11 protein-coding genes are annotated in these 9,991 nt (G+C 53.5%); 9 read left to right on the plus strand and 2 right to left on the minus strand.

The window, feature by feature from the left end:
- Positions 1–61 precede the first annotated feature (61 nt).
- Positions 62–532: an Lrp/AsnC family transcriptional regulator gene (locus FAZ14_RS10355; protein ID WP_016941611.1), complete on the plus strand. Its 471-nt coding sequence runs from the start codon at positions 62–64 to the stop codon at positions 530–532.
- Between the two features lie 2 nt (positions 533–534).
- Here FAZ14_RS10355 and FAZ14_RS10360 read toward each other — a convergent pair whose 3' ends face one another.
- A complete protein-coding gene (locus FAZ14_RS10360; protein ID WP_016941610.1) occupies positions 535–1,656 on the minus strand; it encodes an aminotransferase class V-fold PLP-dependent enzyme in 1,122 nt (373 codons plus the stop codon).
- A gap of 33 nt (positions 1,657–1,689) precedes the next feature.
- Here FAZ14_RS10360 and FAZ14_RS10365 point away from each other — a divergent pair, with 33 nt between their 5' ends.
- From FAZ14_RS10365 to glk, 8 genes are all read left to right on the plus strand, one after another.
- The gene (locus FAZ14_RS10365; protein ID WP_153508491.1) at positions 1,690–1,830 is read left to right on the plus strand and encodes a hypothetical protein; all 141 of its coding nucleotides are present in this window, start codon (positions 1,690–1,692) and stop codon (positions 1,828–1,830) included.
- 500 nt (positions 1,831–2,330) lie between these two features.
- On the plus strand, positions 2,331–3,491 hold the full coding sequence (locus FAZ14_RS10370; RefSeq protein ID WP_016941609.1) for a KamA family radical SAM protein: 1,161 nt from the start codon (positions 2,331–2,333) through the stop codon (positions 3,489–3,491).
- A gap of 34 nt (positions 3,492–3,525) precedes the next feature.
- Positions 3,526–4,932 (plus strand): ATP-grasp domain-containing protein, encoded by a 1,407-nt coding sequence (locus FAZ14_RS10375; protein ID WP_153508492.1) that lies wholly within the window; start codon positions 3,526–3,528, stop codon positions 4,930–4,932.
- A 59-nt stretch (positions 4,933–4,991) separates the two neighbouring features.
- Positions 4,992–5,732, plus strand: coding sequence for a 2OG-Fe dioxygenase family protein (locus tag FAZ14_RS10380; protein WP_050567129.1), 741 nt, complete (start codon positions 4,992–4,994; stop codon positions 5,730–5,732).
- A gap of 101 nt (positions 5,733–5,833) precedes the next feature.
- Positions 5,834–7,108, plus strand: a complete 1,275-nt coding sequence (locus tag FAZ14_RS10385; protein WP_038926771.1) for an MFS transporter — start codon at positions 5,834–5,836, stop codon at positions 7,106–7,108.
- Between the two features lie 3 nt (positions 7,109–7,111).
- Positions 7,112–7,588 (plus strand): GNAT family N-acetyltransferase, encoded by a 477-nt coding sequence (locus FAZ14_RS10390; RefSeq protein ID WP_038926772.1) that lies wholly within the window; start codon positions 7,112–7,114, stop codon positions 7,586–7,588.
- 206 nt (positions 7,589–7,794) lie between these two features.
- On the plus strand, positions 7,795–8,061 hold the full coding sequence (locus FAZ14_RS10400; protein ID WP_268906965.1) for a DUF3861 domain-containing protein: 267 nt from the start codon (positions 7,795–7,797) through the stop codon (positions 8,059–8,061).
- Between the two features lie 179 nt (positions 8,062–8,240).
- The gene (gene glk, locus FAZ14_RS10405) at positions 8,241–9,209 is read left to right on the plus strand and encodes a glucokinase (protein ID WP_016941602.1); all 969 of its coding nucleotides are present in this window, start codon (positions 8,241–8,243) and stop codon (positions 9,207–9,209) included.
- A 97-nt stretch (positions 9,210–9,306) separates the two neighbouring features.
- Here the strand turns inward: glk and FAZ14_RS10410 are convergent, their stop codons facing one another.
- On the minus strand, positions 9,307–9,627 hold the full coding sequence (locus FAZ14_RS10410) for an NIPSNAP family protein (protein ID WP_016941601.1): 321 nt from the start codon (positions 9,625–9,627) through the stop codon (positions 9,307–9,309).
- Between the last annotated feature and the right edge of the window lie 364 nt (positions 9,628–9,991).

Raw genomic sequence — 9,991 nt, forward strand, 5'->3', positions numbered from 1 at the left:
ATTTATCGATTAGATTAGGGATTATCACTCATAAGCACGACATGAATAGAGATTATCACTCATGAAGATCGACCGTATCGACGCGCAGATATTGAATGAGCTACAACAGGACGCACGGCTAAAAACCACAGAACTGGCCGAACGGGTGTGCCTGTCGGCCACACCCTGCACCCGGCGGCTCAAACAGTTGGAAGAGGCTGGGATGATCGAGCGGTATGTCACGCTGCTGGATCAGGAAAAAGCCGGGTTTCCGGTAAATGCGTACATTTCATTGACGCTGGAGCCCAAAGCGGAAGCGACCTTTCGCAAGTTTGAGCAGCAGATCGCCACCTTTGATGAGGTGATGGAGTGCCATTTGATGTCCGGCAGCCATGATTTTATGCTGCGGGTAGTGGCCGCCAGTCTGTCAGATTTTGAGAAATTCCTGCAAAAGAAACTGATCAAAATCGAAGGACTGCGTGATGTGCAGTCCTCGTTTTCGTTGCGGCGGTTGATTCACAAAACCGCATTACCGGTTAAAGCAACGGTATGATATCAGGCGGCGAATTCGCCGCTGGCAACCAGAAAATCGATCAGCGCGGTCAGCGTTTTCAGGTCGTCAAAGGCGATGTTGTGGAATAACGCGATGCGTAACTGGTTGCGCCCCAACGCCCGATAACCTTCGATACCGTGCGCCAGCCCTTGCTCGTCCAGATAACGGGTTAGCTTGTCTGCTGAAATCGTATCGGCCAGGTCGATGGTCGCAACGGTGGTGGAACGGGCTGCCGGGTCGGCCACATAGGCGGACAGATAATCCCGTTCGGCGGCCCACTGATACAGCAGTTCGGCTTTCTCCGCCGCCTGACGCTCTACTTCGGCGAAACCCAGCGTATTCATGCGCTTCACCTGTTCAGCGAACAGGAACAGGGTCACCACCGCAGGTGTGTTGTAAGTCTGCTGCTGCTCGCTGTTGCTCAGCGCCAGCCGCCAGTCGGCGAACGCCGGGATATAACGGCTGGGATCAGCGGCTACCTCAGCGATCCGCTTTTTGGCTTTCGGCGACAGAATTGCCACGAATAGCCCGCCTTCACTGGCGAATACTTTTTGCGGCGAGAAGAAAAAGACATCCACACGGGAGAGATCACAGGCGATTTGCCCGGCACCACTGGTCGCATCTATCGCCAGCAGACAGTCTTCCCCTACCTCGGGTAACAGGGTATTCATCACCCCGGTGGAGGTTTCATTCAGCGTACAGGCCACCACGTCAGCGCCTTGTGTCACGAAGGTGGAATTCGCCTGACCGTATGCCACCGCGACGTTGTCCGCCTCAATCCACGGGATGCGGCGCGAGGCTTTAAACCACTTCTCTGAGAACTCACCACAGGTGTGGTGAACGATGCGTTTTCTGACCAGCCCGAGGCCCACCATATCGAATAGCGCGGTGGCCCCACCGTTACCCAGTACGATGCTGTAGTCGTCCGGTACCGACAGGTAATCCCGCAGGCCTTGCTGAATCTCGCGGCACAGTGCGCGCACCGGTTCTTTGCGATGGCTGGTGCCCAGCAAATGTGGCCCTTTATCTTTCAGGTGCGTCAGGTCATCAAGCTGGATCAGTGATGGGCCGCAGCCAAAACGGGGATCCACCGGAATCAGTGCTTCAGGAAGGGTTATCGCCACGCGTTTCTCCTCAGGTGTTATCAGGTTCTCATGATGCTGTTTTCATCAGAATACGCGGGATGGGGAGAAAAGCGGTATGACTATTTTAGCCTGATAGTGTTCTTGTTTAGCCTGATAGCGCTCTTGTTCTGCCGCCACGCCAGCGGTGAAAACCGTGGCGATAGGGAAAAATGATATTAAAATGTTAATTGATGGTTTGCAAAAAACGCATTTTGTTATAAGAATAATAACAATAGGATTATTTCAGAGAAAGTGTCGCGATGATGGTGTTTATCACCCGTCATGGCATGGTTTTTTTTAAATAAACTGCCCAAAAGAATAAATTATTTCAAAATGAATTAATTCCAGATGATGACTTTCGTGAGGCGGTGACGCCTCTGTGTATGCATTTATCTCTGGAAAGGTGTTTTTTATTTATTACTGCCTGTAACGTCAGGTGTTTTCTTCGTTAACCAGTACAACAGGGAACAGGGATATCAAGGTGGTGTGTCATCTGTCTGATATCATTATTTCTTTTTAGAGAAGCGCTTTTTACCTTTTCACGTTAGTCGTTTGCTTATTGAGTGCTGACGTGATGCGGTTATTTATCGGTTGATCTTCTCTGTGATGGAAATAATGGTTCGCAGCCTGATGTGGTGTTGTATCTCTATAAATACGGTAAACACGGAGGCAATATGGATATATCGGTAACCGAACTGGCGTTATTTCCGGCAGAAGGGCGTTCCGGGTGGACAGACTGGCGTTGGCAGCAGAAAAATGCCATTCGTGATGAACCGGCATTACGGGCAGCCTGTGGCGGCTGGAGTGATGAAATCGCGCAGCGAATTACCCATAATCTTGCCAGTCGGAAGATGCAGATCACGCCGTATTATGCCAACCTGATAAAAGAAGCCGGGTATAAGAATATTGTCGACAACCCGCTGTGGCGCCAGGTGGTGCCGTTCTGGCTCGATGACGGCGCGACCGGTTATGACGGTGAATCAGAAAACTGGGAGCTGTCGCATGAAATGAAAACGCCGATTTGTCAGCATAAATATGACAATCGGGTCATTCTGCGGATGGTGAATACCTGTAATTCCTACTGCCAGTTCTGCTTTGAAGCACTGCGGACGTTAAAGGTCGATTCGGAAAAAGAAAATGCCGGAAGAAAAGCCTTTCAGGATTCACTGAATTATATCCGCGATACGCCGGGCGTAGAGGAGGTGATTCTCAGTGGCGGCGATCCGATGATGCTGACGGACGCGAAACTGGATGAATGTCTGGGAGCAATCCGTAATATCCGTGATTCCCTGTTAATCCGGATTCATTCCCGCTCATTGACCTTTAATCCTTATCGTATTACTGACACGTTACTGGATATTCTGCGTCGTCATCGCGTCAATGCCTTTGGGGTGCATGTGTGCCATCCGCTGGAATTAAGCGATGCCTTTCGTGATGCGGTAAAACGTATTCAGCAGGTCGTGCCGATTGTGTTTTCCAATATGCCGCTACTGCGTGGTGTCAATGACAATGAAGACACGCTCAGGCAGTTGTTTATTGAATTATACCGTATGGGGGTGAAGCCCTATTATTTGTATCACTTCATGCCTTTTTCTCCGGGTGCCTCGGAATATAAAGCATCGATCCGCAATGCGATTGCCATCATGAACCGGTTGAAACGTCGGGTATCCAATATTGCCTTGCCGGAATATGTGCTGCCCCATGCGAAAGGGAAGTTCACCGTCCCATTGCTGAGCAGTGCGCAAGACATGCCGCAGTTTGAAGACATCGATGGCGAGCGCTTTTACCGTTTCACCAACTGGCAGGGCGATGTTTGTCGCTGGCAGGACAGTTAAACGGTATCACGTGGCGACACAAGGAGAAAAAGGTATGAAACCCGAAGCCATCTTATTTGTGGATGTGAATGATACCGCGGTGCCGGTCTATACCTACCGTGAGCCGCACTTTGCGGCAGCGCGCCGTCGGGGGCTGTTGTGCCTGACGGCGGCATGGACCGGTCACCGGCAGCGACAGCGGCTGGAAGCAGACAGCGATGACGTGTTCTGGCTGCCGACGCTGTCGGTGGCTTCGCTGGATGTGCTGCTGCAACAACTGTCGGAGCGTTATCAGGTGCGGGCAGTCTTGTGCCATGCCGGGCACGCCTCGCCGCTTGGGCAGATGGGGTGTCTGGTGGCGGAGCTGTGCCAGCGTCATGGCCTGGTTTACAGCACGGCACAAGCGGTGGAGCAGTGTAATAACAAGTTCCTGATGCGACAGGCGCTGGAGCGGGCCGGTGTCCGGTCGGTGGCGTACGCGCTGTGCCACGATGAAGCGGAATTACAGCGCGAAGCCGAGCGGGTGGGCTACCCGCTGATTGCGAAACCGCCCTACGGGGCGGCTTCCGCGTTTATTCGTAAATGCGTCGACTGGCCGCAGTTGCAGGCGTATTACCACCAGTTTATCGAACAGTATGATCGGGCTTCAGTAGCCAGTTTCTACGGTGAATCATGCCGTTTTACCGACCTTGACGGACATTCACACCACTATGTGCCAGGCCGTTCCGTGCTGCTGGAATCCTATATTGACGGCATTGAAGGGAGTGTGGAGTGCGTGGCGACATCGCAGACGGTTTTCCCGGTGCTGATTAACGAAAAACTGTTACTGACCACACAGGGCACGACCGTGCTGGAAAATCTGCTGATTACACCGCCGGTGGCTTTCTCTGCGCGTCAACAACAGCTTATTCAGGACTATGCCGTTGCCTGTTTGCAGGCGTTGGGGCTGACCTACGCGGTGGCACACGTCGAATTTCGGATGACGGCGTCAGGGCCGGTGGTTATCGAGGTCAATCCGCGTCTGGGTGGGTTGTATGTGAACGCGGCGTTTCAGGATATCGCCGGGCTGGACCCGTACGATCTGTACCTGTCTTTATTACTGGCGGATAACGGGGTAGAGACATCGCTACAGATGGCCTGTGAGCGAGTTTCCAGCAACGCTCAGCACTATGCCATGTTTGCGATTTATCCTCCCACCAGTGGCTATTTCAACGGTTTTAACGGCCTGTCGTGGGTGGAACGCCACCCGGCTGTGCTGGCGTTTGGCCATTATCCGGTGGGGCATTACGTGGATGCGGATATCGAAGAACACTACCTCTTCAAAGGATGGGCTCGGGTTGCATCCGCACAGGATGCGCAGGCGTTGTACGAGACGCTGCAACACCATCTCCGCCCGTTGATAGGCCCAACACCGAGTGACATCGACAGCGGCGTGTCGCCCGCCACCGCCGTCGTGCGCTAAATCAGGAAACCACCATGTATATCAACAGGCCGAATATAAACAGCATGAATGTAAACAACATGAATGCAAACAGGTTCAATGTCGGCGGTATGGCCGACGGCATTACCGAACAACTCAGGCAACAGGGGTATTGTCATCTTCACGCCAGCCAGGAATGGATTGCCGTAGAGCCCGAGGAAGAACAGAGCTTCAAAGCCTACTGGGATAATTTAGTCGAGGATGAAAATTTTAAAAATTATACCCGCCGCGAACGGCGGATCCTGCGGTTTTTCTGCCATCCTGACCGCTCGCTGCAACTGAACACGGATGCGGATTATTGCTCTACGGTTACCTACAACATTGATTACAACGCGGGGCCAAACCGCCTGCAGTATGCCGAAGCGGGGTTTATCCACCATCCGTTACTACAACGCATCGTAGCAACTGATATGGCGATGATACGCCCGTGGCTGGCCGCCGAACAGTCGTATGCTATCGACATCCATCAGTTCCGGGTCAGGGCGGAAAAAGGTAACAACAGCCCGACCACGTCCGGCATCCATCAGGATGGGATGGCGTGGATCTGCATGCACTTTATCCAAAGTAAGGGGACGCAGCCGGTGGTGTCAGAAATTTTCACCACCGCTGAGGAACATGAGCCGCCATTGCTGGCAACGGCAATGAGCCGGTTCCTGGAGACCCTGATTGTGGATGATAAAACGTTATATCACCGTGCCGGACCGGTTTGCCCGGTCGCAGAGGCGACGTCAGCTTACCGGGATTTGTTGTTGGTGACGTTCCGGCCGGTGCAGGAGAGCTAGCAGACGAGACAACAGAAAAAACAGCAGGTAATACAGTCGGTAATACAGCAGACACACACTACAACAGGGAACATCACAGGGAAAACAAAGGGTAATCCGTCATGGCTGAGCATCATGAGAGTGACATCGGGCAATCCCGGCGTAACGCCGGGTTGATTATCGCGGCGCGTTTTATTTCCGATTTTGGCGCCTTTCTGAACATGGTGGCGTTGTCCACCTACGTTTATCTGCTGAGTAACAGTGTGGTAAACGTCAGTATTTTTCTGGCTTGTCGGGTGGCGGGCGGGTTGCTGGCAAGCCTTGTGGGTACGCCGTTTTTTCGACGTTTTCAGGGGCGCTCGTCGTTGGTGGGGTTTGACCTGCTGCGGGCAGCGTTGCTTTCGCTATTGCTGGTGTTGCCACCTGCGTGGCAACTGCCGTTATTACCGGTGATTGCGCTCGGGGTCGGGGTGGGGAATGCCATGTTTGCGATTGGGCTTAACAGCCAGTTGCCTTACTGGGTGGAGCCCAGTCTGCGGCTGACCACCAATGCCTGGTTGACCTCGGTGGCAGCCAGTGGCGCGGTATTAGGCAGTCTGGTGTCGGGCCTGTTGGTTGCCGGTTTCGGCTACCCGGTGGTCTTTATGCTGAATGTCGCCACTTATCTGGCCGCCGCGCTGTTGATTCTGCCGTTACGCATGGTTGAAACACCGCAGCCCCGGGCGAGCCAGCGCGATCGGTTCAGCGAATGGCGGCAACTGCGGGAAGGGTTGCGTGGCGCACCGATGCTGGCAGGCATGCTGATCGTCAGTATGGCGGATACGCTTGGCAGTGCGGCGCATAACGTGGGCTTTCCGGTCTTGTCCGCATTGATCTCGCCCGACAGCGCCAGTAAGACCATGGGCCTGATGCTGGCGTTATGGGCGGTGGGTAAATTCGCAGGGGCGCGGGGGAGCGGCGTTTTGCTCCGGCAAGGGCAGCAGCGGACAATGGAACGGGCCTTTTTTATCGGGGTGGCGTTGATGTCCACCGGTTTTATTCTGACCTTCCAGCAAACCGGGCTGGCGTGGCTGTTGGTGTTTGTGGTGTGGGCGGGTATTGGCGATGGTGTAGCGGAAGTGAGCCTGATTTCCCGTGCGCAAAGCGAGCCGGAATCCCTACGGTTACCTATTTTTAGCCTGCTGACGTTGATGCAGATGACCGGGTTCGGTATCGGTATGCTGCTGGTGGCTCCATTCTATGTCTGGTGGACGCCTGCGGCGGTGATTGTGCTGTTCCACGGTTTACCGCTGACCATGTTGCTGGTGGTGCAAGTGTGGGTCTACCGTTATGGTCAGCGTTGTGCAGCAAGGCGCTCTGGTGAGATGATGAATTCTCATCACGGCCAGAAGGAGTAAGCAGTGTCAGCACAATGGGAACAAGAGAACTATCAGGTTTCGACGGATCCGCAGCGGCTTGACCTGGACATCATTCATGGTTACCTCACCACCTCCAGTTGGGCTGCGGGTATCGACCGGGAAACGGTCGCGCTGTCTGTCGCCAACAGCTTGTGTTTTGGGTTGTACCATCAGGCGCGTCAGATTGGTTTTGCCCGCATGGTGACGGATTTCGCCACATTCGGTTATCTGTGTGATGTCTTTGTCTTACCTGCACATCAAGGGGCTGGGTTAGGGCGTTTTCTGGTGGAGTGCACCATCCGGCACCCGCGGCTGCAACGCCTGCGCCGTCAGTTGCTGCTGACCTCCACCGCGCCGTGGTTGTACCAGAAAATCGGATACGAGCCTATCAATCGTCAGGACTATGCCTGGACGTTTGTTCGCAAGGATATCTACCAGCCGGATGCGCAAAGTACGGATATCCTGAATACCGGTGCGTGACGGGGCGTCAGTCAGATATTCGTCTGCAGTCAGGTAATTAGCCCGGCGCGACCAGATTCGCCTTCACTTTCTGCAATACCCGTGCGAACTGGCGGCGTTCTTGCGCTGTTACGTCGGCAAAGGCACGTTGCAGCAGATCAGTGCGCACCTGCGCCGCTCTCACGTAGCTGCAAGGATAAAACCTGCCTTATCTCTCTCGTATCACGCTGGAAAATCTCACCGATAATCGCGACGATAAGCCACAAAATTGTTCACTGACGTTTGACGCCACCAACCATGACGATATTCTGGAAATTATTGAGAAAGTTCGGTCAAAAGGGATCTTACCGGACTCGGATGTCGCCGCGTTTTGCACAGGTCTAAAGCTATTTGGCGAAGTGGTGATAGTCCACCGCAAAGAGGCGCTGTTTCGTGACCTGATCCCCGCTTTTCGGGATTTTATGCTGCGGCTGAAACGGGGGGAAACGGCCTGATTTATCGTGTTACGTTTCCCCCGATGACATGGATGACCAGTGAAGATGAGCGAGATTCGGTGTGCTGGCTATTCGCGTAGCCTTGCTATTCGCATAGCCTTGTTATTCGCATAGCGGCGCACAGCTTTCTCTGTGTGCCCGGGCACGCATGGTGACATTTCAATGGGAGAACGTAATTTATGCATCAGTATGCGCTGGTAGGTGATGTCGGCGGCACCAACGCCCGTCTCGCCTTGTGTGAACTGGCGAATGGGCATCTGTCGCACAGCAAACAATACGCGGTTCAGGAACACGACAGTCTGGAAGAGGCGATTCGTTTGTTTTTGACAGAACACGCGGATCTCACCATCAAAGCGGCCTGTATCGCTATCGCCTGCCCGGTGACCGGCGATTGGGTGTCGATGACCAATCACCATTGGGCGTTTTCCATTTCGGCGATGCAGCAGAATCTGGGGTTTGATCGCCTGGCCGTGATCAACGATTTCACCGCCGTCAGCATGGCGGTGCCGGTATTGACGCCAGAAGATGTGATTCAACTCGGGGGCGAAGCGCCCGTGGCAGGCAAGCCGGTGGCGGTATACGGTGCCGGGACCGGGCTGGGGGTGGCGCATCTGTTACCGGTTGACGGGAAATGGCTGAGCCTGCCGGGTGAAGGCGGTCACGTCGATTTCGCGCCAAATAGCGAAGAAGAGGACATCCTGTTGCAGGTGTTGCGTCAGGAATTAGGGCATGTTTCCGCTGAGCGTGTGCTGTCCGGGCCGGGTCTGATGAATATTTACCGCGCGATCGTGAAAGCAGATGATCGGGTACCGGAAGCGCTGACGCCGCAGATAGTGTCTGAACGCGCGCTGGCGCACAGCGATGTCGACTGTTTGCGGGCGTTGTCGTTATTTTGCGTGCTGATGGGGCGTTTTGGCGGCAATCTGGCGCTGAATCTTGGCACGTTTGGCGGCGTCTATATCGCAGGCGGAATTGTGCCGCGTTTTCTTGAGTTCTTCCGTAACTCCGGTTTTCGCAGCGCTTTTGAAGACAAAGGCCGTTTTCGCGATTATCTGGCCGATATTCCGGTGTTTATGATAACGCACCCGCAGCCGGGGCTACTGGGTGCCGGGGCGTACCTGCGTCAGGCACTGGGGCAGACGCTGTAACCCGCGTTATCCAACCGCCACCTTCCGTCTGGTGGTCACGTCGTCAGGTAACCCACAGGTTGCCTGACGGCAGGTATTCCCCAGAATGGGGTTAGCGTTATTGCAGCGGTGAGGCGGGTAAGGCAACGAGTTGCGTTTCCTCTACATTTTCGATCATCGCCATCTCAAATCCCGCCATATCGGCATGAAATGCATCACTGGACATGTAAGCGAGCGTCGTTGCCTGAATGTCCACGCCATCGGCATAACTCACCAGCGCCACCACCTGGCGGTCATTCTCCTGTGGGCGAAAAACACCGTGCGTTGCGATGTGGAACAGTTTCAGGCTCTCAATGTGACGATACCAGATTTCAGCGTACTGGCTGGCCGCTGCCGCCGTTTTCAATGTGTAGGTTCTTAACTGAAAGACAGACATCATGACATCTCCTGAGTGTGCGGTGAGTACGGAGTATTGATGATCTGATGTGCGGGGAATGACGCCATTTGTGCGGGCGAGATGAGCCGAAAGTGAAAAACGCACGCAATGCACCTTGTTTGCTCCTTCATTGATGTTTTTTGGAAGAAAAGCGAGAATTATATTGTGGCTCAATATAATCAAGTAGACTATTTGTCATTATTTTGATTATTACTATCCAGATTAAACCTGTCTGTATTATATTATTTACCAAATACAGATCAGTTAAAGTAAAGTAATTTACACTTGTTACTTGTTACTTGTTACTTGTTACTTGTTACTTGTTACTTGTTACTTGTTACTTGTTACTTGTTACTTGTTACTTGTT

This window comes from Dickeya oryzae (assembly GCF_009372235.1).
GTDB classification, from domain to species: Bacteria; Pseudomonadota; Gammaproteobacteria; order Enterobacterales; family Enterobacteriaceae; genus Dickeya; species Dickeya oryzae.